The organism is Pseudomonas sp. NPDC086251 (genome assembly GCF_044746405.1).
Taxonomy (GTDB): Bacteria; Pseudomonadota; Gammaproteobacteria; order Pseudomonadales; family Pseudomonadaceae; genus Aquipseudomonas.
The window spans coordinates 1-19,643 of sequence record NZ_JBIVBY010000034.1; the positions used below are offsets into that span (position 1 = coordinate 1).

A 19,643-nucleotide genomic window follows, 5' to 3' on the forward strand; every position below is an offset into this window, starting at 1 on the left:
GAAGCTGGAGATGTGACCGCCCAGGTCAGAATCTTTCAGGTTCGTACGCATCACCATGGCCATCGCGTTCCAGCGTACCAACGAGCGAATGCGGCGTTCCATGAACAGGTCGCCAGGCATGCGTGCTTCGTGGGTAACGGGAATGGTGTTGCGGTATGGCGTGGTGATGGCGTAAGGCAATTGCGAACCGCTACGGGTTGCGAGTTCGCCCATACGGGTCATCAGATAGTGAGCACGGTCTTCGCCTTCTTTGTCGAGAACCGATTCCAGGGCGTCCAGCCATTCCTGGGTTTCGACGGGATCGAGGTCTTGCATGGCTTGCTCCAGGGCGGAAAGGCTTCCAGAATCGGTTGCCTGAGTTTGCGACTGGCCTTGTGGGCAGACGATATAAATTCTTGGATTGCCGAGAGGTTGTTCCGGCGGCGTGTAGTTTTACTACAAATCTTCGGGCATTTCAGCCTTTCGAATGTATATACGAGTAGTAAAACTACAGATGAGCGGCTTGTGGTCTCCAGCTGCGTTGTGAGAATAATCGTTAAGGTTGGTCTTTTGCCAACCAGAAAAGGTGAAAGCTTGATGCTGTCTGCCAAAAATAAAGAAATTTCAGCTATTTCTAACCTTTGTTCGACAGTCGATCACGTAGTGCTTTTTGCAGAATCACTACATGCAGCCCTCTACACGCCGATCAAGGATAGACCATGAGCCTCCCTTCGCTTGCCCAACTGCCCGGCATTCTCCTGCCGTTTGTCACCCGTGCCGAGCAGTCGTTGCGCGCAGCGGTCGCGGCGCTTGAGGATGACCATGGCCTGGCTAGCTGGACGCCTGAACGCTGGGCGCAATTCGCCCGCGTCACCGCCGCCAGCGACTTCGTGATTGAACAAAGTGTGCGTGACCCGTTGATGTTGCTGGAGCTGGTGCAGTCCGGCGAACTGGACCGCAATTTTGCCCCCGGCGAACTGTGCGCACAGATTGCCGCCGCAGTGAGCGCGGCTGAAACCGACGACGAACTCGGTCGGGCCTTGCGTCGCCAGCGCGCACGCCACCAGGTGCGGATCATCTGGCGCGACCTGAACCGCCAGGCCGATCTGGTGCAGACCTGCCGCGACCTCTCGGACATGGCCGATGCGAGCATCGATCAGGCCTATCAGTGGTTGTACGCGCGGCATTGCCAGCAGTTCGGCGTGCCCACTGGCCGGCGCAGCGGCGAGCCGCAGCAAATGGTCATCCTCGGCATGGGCAAGCTCGGCGCGGTCGAGCTCAATCTGTCGTCGGACATCGACCTGATTTTCGCTTACCCCGAAGGTGGCGAAACCGTCGGCGTAAAACGCTCGCTGGATAACCAGGAATTTTTCATTCGTCTCGGTCAGCGCCTGATCAAGGCACTGGACCCGATGACCGTCGATGGTTTTGTGTTCCGCGTCGACATGCGCCTGCGGCCCTACGGTTCGGCCGGTGCATTGGTGTTGAGCTTCAATGCGCTGGAGCAGTATTACCAGGATCAGGGCCGGGACTGGGAACGCTACGCGATGATCAAGTCGCGGGTGGTGGCCGGCGACCAAGTGGCCGGCGCGCAATTGCAGGAAATGCTGCGCCCCTTCGTTTACCGGCGTTACCTGGACTTCTCGGCCATCGAAGCGCTGCGCACGATGAAGCAGCTGATCCAGCAGGAAGTCCGGCGCAAGGGCATGGCCGACAACATCAAGCTTGGCTCCGGTGGCATTCGTGAGGTGGAGTTTATCGCCCAGGCCTTCCAGCTGATTCACGGCGGTCGCGACCTGAGTTTGCAGCAACGTCCTCTATTAAAAGTACTGAGCACGCTCGAAGGCCAGGGCTACCTGCCGCCGGCGGTGGTCAGCGAGTTGCGCGAAGGTTACGAATTCCTGCGTTACACCGAACACGCCATCCAGGCGATTGCCGACCGTCAGACGCAGATGCTGCCGGACGGCGCGCAGGATCAGGCGCGCATTGCCTTTATGTTGGGTTTCGACGATTGGGCGGCGTTCCATGAGCGGCTGATGTATTGGCGCGGTCGCGTGGCGTGGCACTTTGGCCAGGTGATTGCCGACCCCGATGAAGAGGAAGGCACCGAAAGCGAAGTGGTGGTGGGCGGTGAATGGCTGCCGCTGTGGGAAGAGGCGCAGGACGAAGAGGCCGCGTGTCGTCAGTTGGAGGAGGGCGGTTTCGCCGATGCCAGCAAAGCGCTGAAAGCCTTGGCGAGTTTGCGCGGCAGTCCACAGTTGCGGGCGATGCAGCGACTGGGCCGCGAACGCCTCGATGCCTTTATTCCGCGCTTGCTGGCGCAAGCCGTGGAGCACGCCAATCCTGATCTGGTGCTGGAGCGTGTGCTGCCGCTGGTTGAAGCGGTGGCCCGTCGTTCTGCGTATCTGGTGTTGCTGACCGAGAACCCCGGCGCGCTGCGACGCTTGCTGACCTTGTGCGCCGCCAGTCCGTGGATCGCTGAGCAGATCACCCGCTTCCCGCTGCTGCTCGACGAATTGCTCAATGAAGGTCGGTTGTTCAAGCCGCCGTTGGCGCCAGAACTGGCCGCCGAATTGCGCGAGCGTTTGACGCGGATTCCGGAGGACGACCTTGAGCAGCAAATGGAAGCCCTGCGCCATTTCAAACTGGCGCACCGTTTGCGGGTCGCCGCCTCGGAAATCGCCGGCAGCCTGCCGTTGATGAAAGTCAGCGATTACCTGACCTGGCTGGCTGAAGCAATCCTCGAGCAAGTCCTGGCCCTGGCCTGGCGCCAGACCGTGGCCAAATACGGCACGCCGCTGCGCACCGATGGCACCTTGTGCGATCCGGGCTTCATCATTGTCGGTTATGGGAAAGTCGGCGGCCTGGAACTCGGGCATGGTTCGGACCTGGACCTGGTGTTCATCCACGACGGCGACCCGCAGGCCGAAACCGACGGGGCGAAACCGATCGATGGCGCGCAATTTTTCACCCGGCTCGGGCAGCGGATCATTCATTTGATCACCACCCAGACCAACTCCGGTCAGCTGTATGAAGTCGACATGCGCCTGCGGCCGTCCGGTGCGTCGGGCTTGCTGGTGAGTTCGGTGGGCGCGTTTGCCCGGTATCAGGAAAACGAAGCCTGGACCTGGGAACATCAGGCCTTGGTGCGGGCGCGGGTGCTGGTGGGCAGTCAGGATGTCGGCCAGGCGTTCGAGAAAGTGCGCGCGGCGATATTGGGCAAGCCGCGCGACCTGCCGACCTTGCGCCAGGAGGTCAGCGAGATGCGCGCCAAGATGCGCGATAACCTTGGCAGCAAGAGCACCGCGGCCGGCACCGCGGCAAATGCCTTCGAGGCCACGGCGCCGTTCGATCTCAAGCAGGACGCCGGAGGTATCGTCGATATTGAATTTATGGTGCAATACGCGGCCCTGGCGTGGTCGCAAACGCACCCGTCACTGCTGCGCTGGACGGACAATATCCGCATTCTGGAAGGGCTGGAACAGGAAGGGCTGATGCCCGCCGAAGACGCCAGCCTGTTGCGCGAGGCCTATAAAGCCTACCGCTCCGCCGCGCACCGGCAGGCCTTGCAGAAGGACGCCGGGGTGATACCGGGCGACCAGTTCGCGGACGAACGACGGCAGGTACTGCGGATCTGGCGCGAACTGGGGCTAAGCTGAACTGGAAATTGAAACACCCAAGACCCACTGTAGGAGCGAGCTTGCTCGCGATGGTCGTCAACGATAACGCGGCAAGCCTGACACCCCGCGGCGTTCTGCGGTTCATCGCGAGCAAGCTCGCTCCTACAGCAGCATTGCAGTGTTTTGTAGATTTAAGGCAGCAGGTTAGGTTGCACCAATACCCAGTGTGGGAGCGAGCCTGCTCGCGATGAGGCCGTCACATTCAACCTTTATGGTGACTGTCACGCAGCTATCGCGAGCAGGCTCGCTCCCACAGTAGATCTGCAGTGTTTTGTAGAATTCTCGAGGCGGGGAGGCGTATGCCTCCCCGGTTCGTTTTTGGAAACCACATGAAAATTCTGATCGTTGGGCCCAGTTGGGTCGGTGACATGGTGATGGCGCAGACACTGTTTCAGTGCCTGAAACAACGCCACCCGCAATGCGAAATCGACGTGCTGGCCCCCGAGTGGAGCCGGCCGATTCTTGAACGCATGCCCGAAGTGCGCCAGGCCTTGAGCTTTCCGCTCGGCCATGGCGTTCTCGAGCTGGCGACCCGTCGGCGCATCGGCAAATCCCTGGCCGGTCAGTACGACCAGGCGATCCTGTTGCCCAACTCGCTGAAGTCAGCGCTGGTGCCGTTCTTCGCCGGCATCCCGAAGCGCACCGGCTGGCGCGGCGAATTCCGCTACGGCCTGCTCAACGACGTGCGCACGCTGGATAAAGAACGTTACCCGCTGATGATCGAACGCTTCATGGCCCTGGCTTATGAGCCAGGCGTTGATCTGCCGCAACCGTACCCACGGCCGAGCCTGCAGATCGATCCGGTGACCCGCGAGGCGGCACTGGCCAAATTTGATCTGACCCTCGATCGTCCGGTGTTGACGCTGTGCCCCGGTGCCGAGTTCGGCGAATCAAAGCGCTGGCCGTCCGAGCATTACGCCAAGGTCGCCGAAGCGAAAATCCGCGAAGGCTGGCAGGTCTGGCTGTTCGGTTCGAAAAACGATCACGCCGTCGGCGAAGACATCCGCTCGCGGTTGATTCCCGGTTTGCGCGAAGAGTCGGTGAACCTCAGCGGCGGCACGTCCCTGGCCGAAGCCATCGACCTGATGTCCTGCGCCGACTCCGTGGTGTCCAACGACTCGGGCCTGATGCACGTCGCTGCGGCGCTGAATCGCCCATTGGTGGCGGTTTACGGCTCGACGTCGCCGGGCTTCACGCCACCGTTGGCCGAGCACGTCGAGATCGTGCGCCTGGGCATCGAATGCAGCCCGTGCTTCGACCGCACGTGCCGCTTCGGTCATTACAATTGCCTGCGCCAACTCATGCCGCAAGCGGTGAACGAAGCCTTGCAGCGGTTGCAGGGCACTGTGGTCGAGGTCAAATAGTTTGCGGGTTCTGCTGATCAAGACTTCTTCGCTGGGCGATGTGATTCACGCATTGCCGGCGTTGACCGACGCGGCGCGGGCAATCCCCGGCATCACGTTCGACTGGGTGGTGGAAGAAGGCTTCGCCGAAATCCCGACCTGGCACCCGGCCGTGGGCAAGGTGATTCCGGTGGCGATCCGTCGCTGGCGCAAGAACATCTGGCAAACCATCAAGAGTGGCGAGTGGAAGCGCTTCAAGCAGAGCGTTCGTGCCACGAAATACGATCTGGTGATCGACGCCCAGGGCCTGCTGAAAAGCGCCCTGCTGACCCGCTATGTCAAAGCCCCGGTGGCTGGTCTCGATAAAAGTTCTGCTCGCGAGCCGATCGCCGCACGCTTCTACGATCGACGTCTGGCGGTGGCTCGTGGTCAGCACGCCGTCGAACGCGTGCGCCAATTGTTCGCCATCGCGCTGGGCTACGACCTGCCCAAAGGCTTGGGCGACTACGGCCTGAGCGTCGATCGACTGGTGGAACTGCCACGCAAGAACCCTTACGTGCTGTTTCTGCACGGCACCACGTGGGACACCAAGCACTGGCCCGAAGCCTATTGGCGTGAACTGGCCGAGCGCGTCGGTTATCTGGGCGTCGGGGTCAAACTGCCGTGGGGCAACGCGGTCGAGAAGGCCCGTGCCGAGCGCATCGCCCAAGACATGAAGCACGTCGAAGTGCTGCCCAAGCTGAACCTGGCCGGCGTCGGCAAAGTGCTGGCCGGCGCGCAAGCCTGCGTGGCGGTGGACACTGGCCTCGGTCATCTGGCCGCGGCACTCGACGTGCCGACGCTGTCGCTGTTCGGCCCGACCAACCCGGGCCTGACCGGCGCCTATGGCAAATCGCAGATTCACATCGCCAGCGATTTCCCCTGCGCGCCGTGTATGCAAAAGAAATGTACCTATCAACCGACGGCCGAAGATGCCCGTCGGTTCGACCTTAAACGCGAGTGGCCCCTGTGCTTCACGCGTCTGAATCCCGAGCGTGTCGCGACCCGACTGAGCACGTTGTTACTGGCTGAGGAGCTGCGCTGATGCAATTGGCATTCGTCTTGTACAAGTACTTTCCCTTCGGGGGCTTGCAGCGCGACTTCATGCGCATCGCCCTGGAATGCCAGGCGCGCGGCCACCAGATTCGCGTCTACACGCTGATCTGGGAAGGCGATATTCCACCGGGTTTCGAAGTGTTGGTGGCGCCGGTCAAAGCGTTCTTCAACCATCGACGCAACGAGAAACTCAGCGAGTGGATGGAGGCTGATCTGGCCAAGCGTCCGGTGGACCGCTTGATCGGTTTCAACAAGATGCCGGGCCTGGACGTCTACTACGCCGCGGATGGCTGCTTCGAAGACAAGGCGCAGAACCTGCGCAATTCGCTGTACCGGCGTTGGGGCCGCTACCGGCACTTCGCCGAGTACGAGCGCGCGGTGTTCGCCAAGGACGCCAAGACCGAAGTGCTGATGATTTCCGAAGTCCAGCAGCCGCTGTTCATCAAGCATTACGACACCCCGCTGGAGCGCTTTCATCTGTTGCCGCCGGGCATCTCTCAGGACCGTCGCGCGCCGCCGAATGCCGCCGAGATTCGCGCCGAATTCCGCCGTGAATTCAAGCTGAAGGACGATGAGCTGTTGCTGGTGCAAATCGGCTCCGGGTTCAAGACCAAGGGCGTGGATCGCAGCCTCAAGGCATTGGCCGCACTGCCCGCCGATCTGAAGAACCGCACCCGGCTGTTTGTAATTGGCCAGGACGACCCCAAATTATTCCAGATGCAGAGCGCCACACTGGGGCTTGGCGACAACGTGACGTTCCTCAAGGGCCGCAGCGATATCCCGCGTTTTCTGCTCGGGGCCGATCTGTTGATCCACCCGGCGTACAACGAAAACACCGGGACCGTGTTGCTCGAAGCCCTGGTGGCCGGCTTGCCGGTGCTGGTGAGCGCGGTGTGTGGTTATGCCCATTACATTGCCGAGGCCGACGCCGGCCTGGTGCTGGACGAACCGTTCGATCAGGCGCAACTGACGCAATACCTGACCGGCATGTTGAACGACGCTCAAGCACGGGCGGCCTGGAGCCGCAACGGTCTGGCTTTTGCCGAGACGGCCGACCTCTATAGCATGCCGCAGCACGCGGCCGATGTGATTCTGGCGGAGCACGCTTAATGAAGTTGATGCTGGCTGAACCGTTCAAGAGCCTGTGGGCCGGACGCGACCCGTTCGCCGAAGTCGAGGGCTTGCAGGGCGAGGTGTACCGCGAACTGGAAGCGCGCCGTACGTTGCGCACTGAAGTGAACGGCAATGGTTTCTTCGTGAAGATCCACCGCGGCATCGGCTGGGGCGAGATCTTCAAGAACCTGCTCACCGCCAAACTGCCGGTACTCGGTGCTGGCCAAGAGTGGAAGGCCATTCAGCGCCTGCAAGAAGTCGGCGTGCCCACCATGACCGCCGTGGCTTACGGTGAAAAGGGCAGTAACCCGGCGGACCAGCACTCGTTCATCGTCACCGAAGAACTGGCGCCTACCGTCAGCCTCGAAGACTTCAGCATCGACTGGGTCAAGCAACCGCCCGAGCCAAAACTCAAGCGCGCCTTGATTGCCGAAGTCGCGCGCATGACCGGCATGATGCACCGCGCCGGGGTCAACCATCGCGACTGCTACATCTGCCACTTCCTGCTGCACACCGACAAACCGGTGACGGCCGATGACTTCAAGCTCTCGGTGATCGACCTGCACCGCGCCCAGACCCGCCCGGCGATCACCCAGCGCTGGCGCAACAAGGACCTGGCGGCGCTGTATTTTTCGGCGCTGGACATTGGCCTGACCCGTCGCGACAAACTGCGTTTCCTCAAGGGCTATTTTCAAAAGCCCCTGCGCGAGATCCTCGGCGAAGAAGCCGGGTTGCTCGCCTGGCTCGAAGGCAAGGCCAACAAGCTGTATGACCGTAAACAGCGATACGGGGACGCGCTCTAATGCCGGGTTGGAGACTTGAGCCTGCTTACAGCGAGCTGGCAGAAGATTTCGGCAGCCTTGAAGCGGTGTTTGCGCTTCAAGGCGAACGCCTGACCCGAGACCCGCTGTCCGAGGTCATTCGCGTCGAGCGCAATGGCGTCAACTATTACGTCAAACGCTACGTCGGCGCCGGCAAAGGCCTGCGCCGCTACCTCGGCAAGCCGCGGGTGAAAATGGAATGGCAGAACCTCAAGCGTTTTGCCAAGTGGGGCATTCCCACCGCCGAAGTGGTGGCCTGGGGCCTGGAGCGGCGCGGCGCGGCTTACGATCGCGGGGCGATGATCACCCGTGAACTGCCGCGTACCGAAGACTTGGCGGTCCTGGCCGAACGGCATGATCCGAAACTGGCGGACCGCGCCTGGGTCGACAACATCAGTCGGCAACTGGCCGGCTACACCCGGACCATGCACGACCACCGCTTTACCCATAACGATTTGAAGTGGCGCAACCTGCTGATCGACGATCAGGCCCGATTGTTCCTGATCGACTGCCCGAACGGCGATTTCTGGCGTGGCTTCTGGCTCAAGTACCGCATCACCAAGGACCTGGCGTGCCTCGACAAGGTCGCCAAGTATCACCTGTCGGCCACCCAGCGGTTGCGCTTCTACCTGCAATACTGCCAACGGCCTCGGCTCAATGCGGCCGACAAAAAACGCATTCGGCACGTGGTGAGATTTTTCGAGGGACGTGAATGACTGATTTTCTGGCGGCCGAAGACCGTGCGCTCCTTGAGCGTCACGGCCTCGGCACTTTCGACGCACTCTGGGCCAAGCAGCTTGAGGCTGTGGATGAACCCAACACGGGTCGCGGTGGCTGGAGCAGCGTGTTCCGGCTGGTGCTGGAAGGTCATGGCTACTACCTCAAGCGCCAGAGCAATTACCAGATGCGCACCTTGCATGCGCCGTTTGGCGAGCCCAGTTTTGCCCGCGAATTCCGCAACATCAGCCGCTATGAAAAACTCGGTATTCCAGCGTTGAAGGCCGCCTTCTTTGGCGAGCGCAAGGTCGACGGCGAAGTCCGGGCGATTCTGCTGACCCGTGCTCTGGATGGCTGGGATGACCTCGATTCGCTGTTGCAGCGCTGGTCGGAACTGAGCGCGGCGCAGCATTCGGCGATTCTCAAAGCCTGTGGCCAATTGGCTCGACGCCTGCACGGCGCGCGACAGGTCCATGGCTGCTTCTACCCCAAACACATTTTTCTCCAGGCCACCGGCGACGGTTACCTGGCCCAACTGATCGACCTGGAAAAGACCCGGCCATTGCTGTTCGGTCAGCGTGACCGGGTCAAGGACCTGGAGCCGCTGCTGCGTCGCTCACCCGAGTGGAGCGAAGCGCAGCTGCGCGAATTGTTGGCTACCTACCTGGATCAATCGCTGGACAGTTCGCTGATCGATAGCTGGCTGGTGCGACTGACCGCGCGGCGCAGTCACAAGGAGACGCGCTGATGCGTTTGTCGGAACTCAAGAACGCGGGCCGCAGCCCGAACCTGCCACTGAATATTTCCTTGGCCGATGCCGCCGGGCCTGCCGAGTTGCAGCTGCTCAGTCTGCTGCGGGTGTTGCCCGGCCAGCGTTACGTCGGTGCCGGCGTCTGGCGTGGCCGGCCGGTGCTGGCCAAGTTGCTGGTCGGCAGCAAAGCGGCGCGGCATTTCCAGCGCGAGCGCAACGGTGTGCATTTGCTCGCCACCCAGGGCCTGACCACGCCGCAACTGTTGGCCGACGGCCTGAAGGACGGCGAGGGCGGCTGGCTGCTGTTCGAATTCATCGAGGGCGCCGAAAGCCTTGGCGAAACCTGGAAACGGGTCGAGCATTTGCCGGTGCTGGCGGATATGCAAGGGGCTGTGCTGGCCGAGGCACTGGGCGCTATCGGCCAAATGCATCGCAAGGGGCTCTGGCAGGAAGACCTGCACCTGGACAACCTCCTGCGCCAGCGCGGTCGGTTGTATTTGATCGATGGCGGCGGCGTCTGCTCCGAAACCCCAGGCCAGCCGCTGTCGCGGCAGAAAGTCCTGGAAAACCTCGGGGTGTTTTTTGCCCAGTTGCCCAAGTCGCTGGAACCGTTCACCGAAGAATTGCTGGTGTATTACCTGCTGAGCAACGGCGAACATGCGTTGCCGATGGAAGCGTTGCAGAAGCAGATCGACAAGGTGCGCAGCTGGCGGCTCAAGGACTACCTGATCAAGATCGGCCGCGAATGCACGCTGTTCAGCGTCCAGCGCGGCGCGTTCGGTTTGCGCGCGATTCGTCGCGAGGAAGAAGCGGCAATGCTGCCGGTGCTGGAGCAGGCCGATGCCTTGCTCGATCAGGGCCATCTGTACAAGACCGGCGGCGCGGCGAGCGTCGGCAAGGTCGAGGTAGACGGCCGTACGCTGGTGATCAAGCGCTACAACATCAAAGGGTTTGCCCACTGGCTCAAACGCTTCTGGCGCCCGAGCCGTGCCTGGCATTCCTGGCGCGAAGGCAATCGCCTGGCGTTCCTCGGTATCGCCACGCCCAAACCCCTGGCGTTGCTAGAGAAGCGTTTTCTGTGGCTGCGCAGCCGGGCTTACCTGATCACCGAGCACCTGTCGGGCCCGGACATCATCGAGCGCTTTGCGCCGTACGTTGAGAACGGCGCCGCGCCCGAGGCTGAATTGCTGGCGCTGGATCATTTGTTTGCCGAACTGATTCGCGAACGGATCAGCCACGGCGATTTCAAGGGCCACAACCTGTTCTGGCAGGACGATCGCTGGGCGCTGATCGACCTCGATTCGATGTGTCAGCACGGCTCACTCAGCAGCTTCGCCCCGGCGTTTGCACGGGATCGGGCGCGATTCATGCGTAACTGGCCGGAAGGCAGCGCTCTCTATCAAGTCATCGATCAGCGACTTCCCAAAGACATTTCTAGCGCCGCCTGAATCGCTTTCGCGAGCAAGCCCGCTCCCACATTTTGACCGTGTACTTATCAAGCAACTCGGTTAAATGTGGGAGCGGGCTTGCTCGCGAAGAGGCCAGAACAGCCAATGAAGATTAGGGACACGTTCTTATGAACCGTCCTACACGATCTTGAGAAGCCATGAACTGTGCCCTGAATAACCACGATGCTAGCTTGCCGAGACGTTCTCGGAGGGCTGGTCTTGACTATAAAAATGGCAATGTCGTTGGGCGCTTTATCACTGGTTCTGGCAGGCTGCGGAACCGTCTCTACGGTGTTGCAGGATGACGCCTCTGCGGCCCAGGGGCTGCGAAAACAAAAAACCTATTGTCAGTCCATCCCGCGCGTTTACAGCGGTTTGGCCTACGACTTCTGCGTATTGAATGCGCCGCCGGACCCCACCGGCATACTCGTGCCGTTCGTTCTACTGGACCTGGCCTTGTCGGGCGTTCTGGACACGGCTGTTTTGCCGTACACCCTTTATCGGCAGGGGGTCGATGGCAATATCGGCATCTACTGGCGTGCAGGCCGCGGGTAACTCTTTTGTATTCAGGCGTGTCAGTGACACCCAAGTACCTGTCTCGAATAGCAAAGGATGAATAGGTCGTGTCGATCCCGATTTTCCCCTCGCAGCAGTTTTTTCTTTTTGAAAACGAAAGCGAAGCTGACCCTGATGTCGAGGCAAAAAAGCCTTTGCCTCCGAGCGGGAAGTACAGCGACTTTATAATTTATGTCGATGAGAGCGGCGATCATGGAATGCAAACGTTAGATCAACACTATCCAGTGTTTGTGCTGGCCTTTTGTGTATTCCATAAAAGGCATTACTGCGAGAAGGTTATTCCTGCCCTTCAGAAGTTTAAATTCAATCATATGGGGCATGACCTGATTGGTCTGCATGAGTTGGAGATCCGAAAAGAAAAGGGAGCGTTCTCTAGTCTATTCGTGTCCAGACAACACAAACATGCCTTCCTCGATGAGTTGACGGGCATCATCGAAGCCAGCAATTTCGTCCTGATTAGTTGTGTGATCGACAAAGCCGCTCTTCGCGAAAAACAAGGTCCCGTTCACAATCCTTATCACGTCGCCCTCGGCTTCTGTCTGGAAACTCTTCATGAGTATTTACAGGAAAAGAATCAACAGAGTGCTTTGACTCATGTGATCTTCGAGCGTCGAGGGAAGCGTGAGGATAATGAGCTAGAGCTGGAGTTTCGTCGCATGTGCGATGGCGCGAACCGATTGGGCATTTAATTGCCGTTCGACATCGTCTTTGCAACCAAACAAGTGAATTCCACGGGGTTACAGCTAGCGGATCTTGTTGCAAGACCCATCGGTATGAGCGTTTTGCGGTCAGGGCAAGAAAATCGTGCCTTTGACGTACTCAAGCGTAAGTTTTATTGCAGTGGTGGACGTAATAATGTGGGAGAGGGTTTCGAAAATTGGGGTGTAAAGATTTTCCCTCTCTCAGAAAGCGAAAAGCCCCGGTGAAACTCACCGAGGCTACAACGCCGACCGGGATCCCCCAGTCCATTTGCGCAGGAGTCTATGTCGAGGATCTTCGACTGTCAACGCGCAACCTCGCCACTTCCCGCTAGAGGTTTGCCGGAGCTTTTAAGCTATAATCCCGCCCTTTAGCTGTCTCTCGCCACTTGCGAGGGCACATTAATTTTTGAGGCGCCCTGCGCCTGCATGCAGACTAAAGAGGCTAGACCCCTGTGGCATTGACGATTCTTGGCCTGTCCGGCGCCCTTAGCCATGATCCTTCCGCAGCCTTATACATCGACGGCAAGCTGGTCGCGGCGGCTGAAGAAGAGCGCTTTGTGCGCGATAAACACGCAAAGAACCGCATGCCTTACGAGTCGGCGAAGTTCTGCCTTGAGCAGGCAGGCATCAAGCCGTCCGACGTTGACGTCGTGGCCATTCCATTTGCCCCGATCAGCCTGTTCGGCAAGGCTCGCTGGCACTACGCCAAGCGTTACTGGTACGCCCCGGACCGCGCCCTCGACGCGATCCTGATGGGCAACCGTCGCTACAAGCGCTATCGCAACAAGATTGTCTGGTGCCTCGAGCAGCTTGGTTTCGATCCGAAGAAAATCAAGATCGAACCCGTCGAGCATCACCTGGCCCACGCCTCCAGTGCTTACCACTGCTCCGGTTTCAAAGAGAAAACCGCGATCCTCGGGATCGATGGCAAGGGTGAGTACGCCACGACCTTCTTCGGTTACGGCGAAAACGGCAAGATCCACAAGATCAAGGAATTCTTCGATCCTGACTCCCTCGGCGGCCTGTACGGCGCAATCACCGAGTTTCTCGGTTTCGAGATGCTCGACGGTGAGTTCAAGGTCATGGGCATGGCGCCGTACGGCGATGCCAGCAAATACGATTTCTCGCGCCTGGCCTCGTTCGAGAACGGCGAACTGGTGATCAACACCGATTACGCCAACGTCATCGGCCTGCGTCGTTATAAAGAGAAGGGCAAGGGTTTCTACTTCTCGCCGAAGCTGATCGAGTGGCTGGGTCCGAAGCGCGAAGGCGACATCGCCGACGAGCCTTACATCCATTACGCCGCGAGCATGCAAGCGCTGTTCGAAAAGATCGCGCTGCAAATGATCGACTTCTACCTGGGCGACGTGCTCAAGGAAACCGGCAAGCTGGCTTACGCCGGCGGCTGTGCGTTGAACGTCAAGCTCAACCAGAAAATCATCGCGCGCGATGACGTCAAGGAGCTGTTCGTCCAGCCGGCGTCCGGCGATGCCGGCACTGCGGTCGGCGCAGCGGCTTACGTGTCTCACGCCCGTGGCGTACCGGTCGAGAAGATGGAACACGTCTACCTCGGTCCGTCGTACACCAACGAAGATGTGCTGGCAGCGTGCGCTCGTCACCCGAGCAAACCGGTATGGCGCAAGCTTGAAAACATGCCGGAAAACATCGCCAGGATCATGGTCGATGGCAACCCGGTGGCCTGGTTCCAGGGGCGCATGGAGTTTGGTCCGCGCGCACTGGGCGGTCGTTCGATCATTGGTTGCCCGAGCGCCACGGGCGTGGCTGACCGGATCAACCACCAGATCAAGTTCCGCGAGCGCTGGAGGCCTTTCTGCCCGTCGATGCTCGACACTGTTGCTCCGCAGATGATCAAGATCGATCACCCGGCGCCGTTCATGACGTTCACCTTTGAAGTGGCGGAAGAATGGAAGACCCGCGTGCCGGAAGTCGTCCACGAAGACGGCACGTCCCGGGCCCAGGTGCTCAAGCGCGAATACAACCCGCGCTACTACGACATGATGAAGGCGCTGGAAGTGTTGACCGGCAACGGCGTGTCGCTGAACACCTCGCTCAACCGTCGTGGCGAGCCGATGATCTGCTCGCCGACGGATGCCCTGAACATGTTCTTCGGTTCCGATCTACAGTACCTGATCATGGAAGACATCCTGGTGGTCAAAGAGGGCGCGGACGCATATGACACGCTCGGCTGAACGCCATGTGTTGCAGTTCTGCCACGGCTATGACGGGCCGTTTCTGGACTGCGCCCGGCAGTACGCCAGCCTGTTTGCGGGGACCGGTTATCGCGTGACCACGGTGTTTCTGACCGGGGCCGCCGATGCCGGTGTTGCCGCCAACTGCGCGTCCGATGAAGTGCTGTTCATGGAATACAGCTCCAAGGCCATTCGTGGCCTGAAGCTGGGCGCCATCGGCGATCTGCGCAAGATCGCCGCTTCACGCAATTTCAGTTTCTGCATTGCTCACCGTTTCAAGCCGATCTACATCGCCTTGCTCGGCACGTCGCTGCCGGTGATTGGGGTGCATCACGCCTTTGGCGATTACCAGCGCGGCACGCGCAAACTCTTCGCTAATATCTTCCGCAAGCGCCTGAGCCTGCTCGGGGTGTCCGATGCGGTGCGCGACGACATGCGTCGTTGCCTGCCGAAGTGGCCGGCCGCACGCATCCAGACGCTGTATAACCGTATCGACGTGCAAGGCTTGCAAGACAGTCAGGTGTCGGTACGCGAAGCCCGGGAAACCCTCGGCTTGTCGATGGATGCCTGGGTTGTCGGCAACGTCGGCCGGCTGCATCCGGATAAGGACCAGTCCACTTTGCTGCTCGGTTTTGCCGCGGCGTTACCGGGGTTGCCGGTCAACAGCCAATTGGTGATTCTGGGTTCGGGGCGGCTGGAGCAGGACCTCAAGGCCCAGGCACGTGAGCTGGGTATCGGTGATCGTGTGCTGTTTCTCGGCCAGGTTCCCGACGCTCGACGTTACTTCCGGGCGTTCGATGTGTTTGCCCTGAGTTCCGACCACGAACCGTTCGGCATGGTGCTGCTGGAGGCCATGGCCGCCGGTGTGCCGTTGCTCGCCACCGCGTGTGGCGGGGCCCGGGAAGTGGTCGAAGGCGTGGGCATTCTGTTCCCGCTGGGCGATGTCGAACATTTGGCTCAAGGGCTGCAACACCTGGCCGCGATGGACGAGCAGCAACGTCACCAGTGTGCCGAGCTGATGCTTGACCGCTTGCGTGAGCGCTTCTCCGACCGTGCGGTACGCGAAGCTTTCTGGCGTTTGCCACACGTTACCGAACTGGCGTCGAGGGGCTGATGCTCAACCGATTACAAGGCTGGCGCGAACGTGGCTGGGCGGTAACCGACGCCTCGACCTATGCCGAGGCCTGGCAACGTTATGGCGGCAGCGTCGCGACTCATCCGATGGTGGTCGAGCGCCTGGCGCAATTGGCCGACATCCCGGTGCGCTACCTGGCCTGGGAGCAGAACGGTGACGTCAAAGCCGCGATCCCGACCTGGGGCCGCGACCTTGCGTTGTCCAAGGATGTGCTCAAGCGTCGCGGTAAAAAAGGCCTGTTTGATCTGGGTAATGCCGAGCTCATCCTGCCGGCCGCTGCCGATGCACAAGCACCGTTGCGTCATCACGCACGCTATCTGTCGGCCCTGAATGAAGGCCGGTTTACCGGCATCAAGTTGCAGGCCGAACAACTGGCCATGGCCCGTACGCCCGAAGAACTGTCGAAGAAATTTCGCTACAACCAGCGCCGCGAATTGCGTTTGCTGGAAGAGGCGGGCGGCGTCGTGCGGCCGGTCACCGAGTTCTCCAGCCGTGAGCTGGCGGCGATCTATTGCGACCTGTTCCAGCGCCGCTGGGGTTTCCCGGCGACGGGCGCCGAGCGTATGGCTGAGGTCATTGAGTTGCTGCGCGAGTTGTTGATCGGCTCGGTGATTTTCCTCAATGATGCGCCGATCGCGACTCAACTGGTGTACCGCGTCGAAACGCCGGAATGGATCAGCGTCGAGTACATCAATGGCGGCGTCGATCCTGAAACCCGCGATTTCAGTCCTGGCAGCGTGCTGAGCTTTCTCAATACCCAAAGCGCCTGGGAACATGCCCGGGCGTTGGACAAACCGTTGCGCTTCTCCTTCGGTCGCGCCGACCGGGAATACAAGGATCGCTGGTGCAACCCCGTGCCGGTCTTCACCGTATGAGTCAGCCCATGAGCCGCAAACAGCAACTGCTCAAGCGCCACCGGCGCAACAAACGCATCGGCCTGCTGATCGCGCTGGTGCTGTTGATTGCCACTGGCGTGCTGGTGGCCTGGTGGTTGCCGCTGGTGTTGGCGGTGCTGGGCTGGATTGCCCATGAGGCCTGGTTCGCCGACCATTTGTTTTATTCCCCGAAAGACGATTACCAGTACAGCTTTCCGCCGTACACCCAGCAGCCCAAGGTGCACCTGGACGGCGAGCGTTTGCGCCTGGACGACGGCGTGATGCTGGTCGATGACGCCACACTGATCCTGGCGTTGCGCATTAAAAGCACGTGGCTGGGACGCTTTTTCGACCCGGTTGTCGAGTTGTCAGGCGGCGATAATCCTGACCGACAAACCTTCGAACGGGGTACCGACGGCCTGCGTTATCTCAACCTCAGTGGACAGGCGCAGGTACTGTCCAAAGGTGAATTGCGCCTGCGCGGGCATTTCTGCCGATTGCTCGGCGAGCCGGTGCTGTGGGCCTTCGAGCATCCGGACTACAGCCGTCAGCGGGTGATGGTGATCGCGCCCCACGCCGACGATGCCGAACTGGCCGCATTCGGCTTGTACAGCAGCGCCGAGCAAAGCTGGATCGTGACACTGACCGCCGGTGAAATCGAGGCCGAGCACTATCAGCAGATGGGGCTCAAGGGTGTCGAAGCGTCTCGGTTGAAAGGTTCACTCCGCGCCTGGGACAGCGTCAGCGTGCCGTTGTGGGGCGGTGTGCCTCAGGAGCGCTGTGTTCAGTTGGGCTACTTCTGCCTGCAATTGCCCGCCATGCAGAGCGCGCCCGCCGAGGCGGTTGCATCCCGCGAAGCACAGCTGGCCGATACCCGCTATTTCCGACGCTTCAACCCGTTTGCCTTGGGCAGTGACGTTGATGGCGTGCCGTCGTGGAATAATCTGCTCGCCGACCTGGTCGAGCTGATCGAGCGCATTCAGCCCCAGATCATTGTTTTGCCACATCCACGCTTCGACCCGCACCCAGACCATCTATGCTCTCAGCAGGCGGTGATGCAGGCGCTGAGTTTTACCACTTGGCAGCCGGACACCTTATTGCATTACGCCAACCATCTGCACGACAACGATCGCTGGCCAATGGGTGATGCCGGCACGGGCGTGGCCCTGCCGCCACAGCTCGGCGCCCATGAACCGTTGCGGCCCTGGGCACTGGGTGTGTCGCCGGAAAAGCAGTGGCACAAGGCTATGTCGTTGGGCATGATGCACGACCTTCAGCCCCGACTTCCCCTCAAGCGCCTGCTGCGCCGGATGATTCAGCGTTGCCTGGCGTCCCGACGCTGGCCGGCGTACGGCGAAAACGAGTTCTTCCGTAAAACGGTGCGACGCCACGAGCTGTTCTGGGTTCAAGAGCTGTCTGGAAAGAGAGAGACCAATTGAAAGTTCTGTTTCTGGTGCAGAAAGAGCAGCGAGCGATCCTCGACCGACTCTATGACGGTATCGCCGAGCAGTGCGACTGCGACAAGCGCGAATTGACCAGTGAGGAGCAGGACAACTTGCGTGGGTACTTTCGCAAGCATGTCGATGTGAGCCGCTACGACCGGATCGTTTTCTTCCTGCGCTTCAAAAAAGAAATCAGACAGGTGCGGTTCATACAGACCCTGCCCAATCTGGTTATTCTCGAACACGATGCGTACCAGAATTACATCCCGTGCAAATACACGGGAAAATTCAGCGCCCATTACCGCAAGCTGCCGTGGGCGCGGGTGATCAGCTCGGGTTACATGGTCAGTCAGCGTTTGAGCGATGAAGGTTTTGACGCGCATTTCGTGCCCAAGGGCTACGATCAGGCGCTGTTGCAAAACCGCCAGCGCGAGCGGGATATCGAGTTGGGTTTTGTCGGCAGTCTCAACAGCGTGGCGTATGCCGGGCGCAAGGCCATGCTTGAGTCGGTGGCCGAAGTCGAGAACCTGCTGATCACACGCACCAAGTCGGGTGAGGAATACTGCGAGACGTTGAGCCGGATCCGCTATTTCGTGAGTGCCGACGTCGGCATGGGCGAATACATGATCAAGAATTTCGAGGCCATGGCCTGTGGTTGTGTGTTGTTTGCTTACGATCAAGGGGTAGAAGAAAATCGCGCGCTAGGCTTCGTCGATATGCACAACATCGTGCTCTATCGAACGCGCGAGGAACTCAGCGAAAAACTGGCCGTGTTACGCGGATCCCAGCAGCTGACCGAGGCCATTTCGTTGGCCGGGCAGGCTCTGGTCGAGCAGCGTTACACCTTCCGGGCCGTAGGGCATGCGATTGTCGACGCGATGCGTGCGCCGCTGCGCGAGCATGTCCCGCTGGGCTGGAAAGAAAAACTACGCTTGTCGCTTGGGCTGTGAGGCCAGGCGATCAAATCACTAATGGTGCGGTGTAATTAGATGCTGTTCAGCGAGACTAGCGACATTTCGGTTGTCATCACCAGTTGCGGTCGCTTCGATCTGTTGACGCGAACCCTGAAGACATTTGACCGGTTCAATACGGCTCCCATCCGTCATGTGTTCATTACCGAGGACTCCGGCGACAGTGCCGTCGAGGCCTGTATTCCAGAACACTGGCGAGCGCATACCCGGTTTTTCATCAATAAACCGCGTTTGGGTCAGTTGCGCTCCATCGATGCCGCCTATGCTGAGGTGCAGACGTCGTGGATTTTCCACTGTGAAGACGACTGGGATTTTTACCGCGAAGGCTTTATCGAAGAGTCCCAGTGCCTGCTGGAAGAAGATCCGCAGGCACTTCAGGTGTGGCTGCGCAGCTTCAATCACGACCTGATGGTTCACAGCCCTTATGTGTTCCTGAACGAACGCAAGGTCAGCCATGGCATTCCTTTCTATATGCTGGGCTCGCACAAGGCCGAGTGGCAGGGGTTTTCCTTTAACCCGGGGCTGCGCCGCCGTGCGGATTACCTGTTGCATGCACCGTATTCCGCGTTTTCCGGAGAGAAAGAGCTGTCGCGCGTGTATGCCGGTGAAAACCGCTACGCGTTGATTCTGGAAAACGATGCGGTGCTGCACACCGGTTTCGGTGAGCACGTGGTGGTGCCCAAGGAGCGTGAAAACAAGTTGCGGCGTAAACGTCTCGATCGGATAAAACTGGTAGCGGCTCTTATTCTCGGTCTGGCATTAGGTTGGGTACTCCATGGAATCTAG

The 19,643-nt window shown here is 60.0% G+C and carries 15 protein-coding genes and 2 pseudogenes; 16 read left to right on the forward strand and 1 reads right to left on the reverse strand.

Annotated elements, in window-relative coordinates:
* Positions 1-315 (reverse strand): annotated as a pseudogene (locus ACIPL2_RS28865) (pyruvate dehydrogenase (acetyl-transferring), homodimeric type); the annotation flags it as partial.
* Between the two features lie 383 nt (positions 316-698).
* On the opposite strand from ACIPL2_RS28865, the gene glnE reads away from it, so the two are divergent.
* The 16 genes and pseudogenes from glnE to ACIPL2_RS28945 all read left to right on the forward strand — a co-directional run bounded on the left by glnE (position 699) and on the right by ACIPL2_RS28945 (position 19,643).
* Positions 699-3,638 carry a bifunctional [glutamate--ammonia ligase]-adenylyl-L-tyrosine phosphorylase/[glutamate--ammonia-ligase] adenylyltransferase gene (gene glnE, locus ACIPL2_RS28870; RefSeq protein WP_401362385.1) on the forward strand — a complete coding sequence of 980 codons (2,940 nt, stop codon included), beginning with the start codon at positions 699-701 and terminating at the stop codon, positions 3,636-3,638.
* 350 nt (positions 3,639-3,988) lie between these two features.
* Positions 3,989-5,023 (forward strand): lipopolysaccharide heptosyltransferase II, encoded by a 1,035-nt coding sequence (gene waaF / locus ACIPL2_RS28875; protein ID WP_401362388.1) that lies wholly within the window; start codon positions 3,989-3,991, stop codon positions 5,021-5,023.
* Between the two features lies 1 nt (position 5,024).
* Positions 5,025-6,086: a lipopolysaccharide heptosyltransferase I gene (gene waaC, locus ACIPL2_RS28880; protein ID WP_401362390.1), complete on the forward strand. Its 1,062-nt coding sequence runs from the start codon at positions 5,025-5,027 to the stop codon at positions 6,084-6,086.
* Positions 6,086-7,207 carry a glycosyltransferase family 4 protein gene (locus ACIPL2_RS28885; protein ID WP_401362393.1) on the forward strand — a complete coding sequence of 374 codons (1,122 nt, stop codon included), beginning with the start codon at positions 6,086-6,088 and terminating at the stop codon, positions 7,205-7,207. Before waaC ends, ACIPL2_RS28885 begins: the two co-directional genes overlap by 1 nt.
* On the forward strand, positions 7,207-8,013 hold the full coding sequence (gene rfaP, locus ACIPL2_RS28890) for a lipopolysaccharide core heptose(I) kinase RfaP (RefSeq protein ID WP_401362396.1): 807 nt from the start codon (positions 7,207-7,209) through the stop codon (positions 8,011-8,013). Before ACIPL2_RS28885 ends, rfaP begins: the two co-directional genes overlap by 1 nt.
* Positions 8,013-8,747, forward strand: coding sequence for a lipopolysaccharide kinase InaA family protein (locus ACIPL2_RS28895; protein WP_401362399.1), 735 nt, complete (start codon positions 8,013-8,015; stop codon positions 8,745-8,747). The genes rfaP and ACIPL2_RS28895 overlap by 1 nt, the downstream gene beginning before the upstream one ends.
* Positions 8,744-9,496: a lipopolysaccharide kinase InaA family protein gene (locus ACIPL2_RS28900; protein ID WP_401362402.1), complete on the forward strand. Its 753-nt coding sequence runs from the start codon at positions 8,744-8,746 to the stop codon at positions 9,494-9,496. The genes ACIPL2_RS28895 and ACIPL2_RS28900 overlap by 4 nt, the downstream gene beginning before the upstream one ends.
* Entirely contained in the window at positions 9,496-10,947 is a 1,452-nt protein-coding gene (locus ACIPL2_RS28905; protein WP_401362405.1) for a lipopolysaccharide kinase InaA family protein, read from the forward strand. The genes ACIPL2_RS28900 and ACIPL2_RS28905 overlap by 1 nt, the downstream gene beginning before the upstream one ends.
* Positions 10,948-11,166: 219 nt before the next feature.
* Positions 11,167-11,502, forward strand: coding sequence for a YceK/YidQ family lipoprotein (locus ACIPL2_RS28910; RefSeq protein ID WP_401362408.1), 336 nt, complete (start codon positions 11,167-11,169; stop codon positions 11,500-11,502).
* 68 nt (positions 11,503-11,570) lie between these two features.
* Positions 11,571-12,449: pseudogene (locus ACIPL2_RS28915) on the forward strand (DUF3800 domain-containing protein).
* Between the two features lie 227 nt (positions 12,450-12,676).
* Positions 12,677-14,434, forward strand: a complete 1,758-nt coding sequence (locus tag ACIPL2_RS28920; protein WP_401362411.1) for a carbamoyltransferase — start codon at positions 12,677-12,679, stop codon at positions 14,432-14,434.
* The gene (locus tag ACIPL2_RS28925) at positions 14,418-15,548 is read left to right on the forward strand and encodes a glycosyltransferase (protein WP_401362414.1); all 1,131 of its coding nucleotides are present in this window, start codon (positions 14,418-14,420) and stop codon (positions 15,546-15,548) included. The genes ACIPL2_RS28920 and ACIPL2_RS28925 overlap by 17 nt, the downstream gene beginning before the upstream one ends.
* Positions 15,548-16,444, forward strand: a complete 897-nt coding sequence (locus tag ACIPL2_RS28930) for an antimicrobial resistance protein Mig-14 (RefSeq protein WP_401362417.1) — start codon at positions 15,548-15,550, stop codon at positions 16,442-16,444. The genes ACIPL2_RS28925 and ACIPL2_RS28930 overlap by 1 nt, the downstream gene beginning before the upstream one ends.
* Positions 16,445-16,452: 8 nt before the next feature.
* Positions 16,453-17,883 (forward strand): PIG-L deacetylase family protein, encoded by a 1,431-nt coding sequence (locus ACIPL2_RS28935; RefSeq protein WP_401362420.1) that lies wholly within the window; start codon positions 16,453-16,455, stop codon positions 17,881-17,883.
* Entirely contained in the window at positions 17,880-18,836 is a 957-nt protein-coding gene (locus ACIPL2_RS28940; RefSeq protein WP_401362423.1) for a glycosyltransferase, read from the forward strand. Before ACIPL2_RS28935 ends, ACIPL2_RS28940 begins: the two co-directional genes overlap by 4 nt.
* A gap of 39 nt (positions 18,837-18,875) precedes the next feature.
* Positions 18,876-19,643: a glycosyltransferase family 2 protein gene (locus tag ACIPL2_RS28945; protein ID WP_401362425.1), complete on the forward strand. Its 768-nt coding sequence runs from the start codon at positions 18,876-18,878 to the stop codon at positions 19,641-19,643.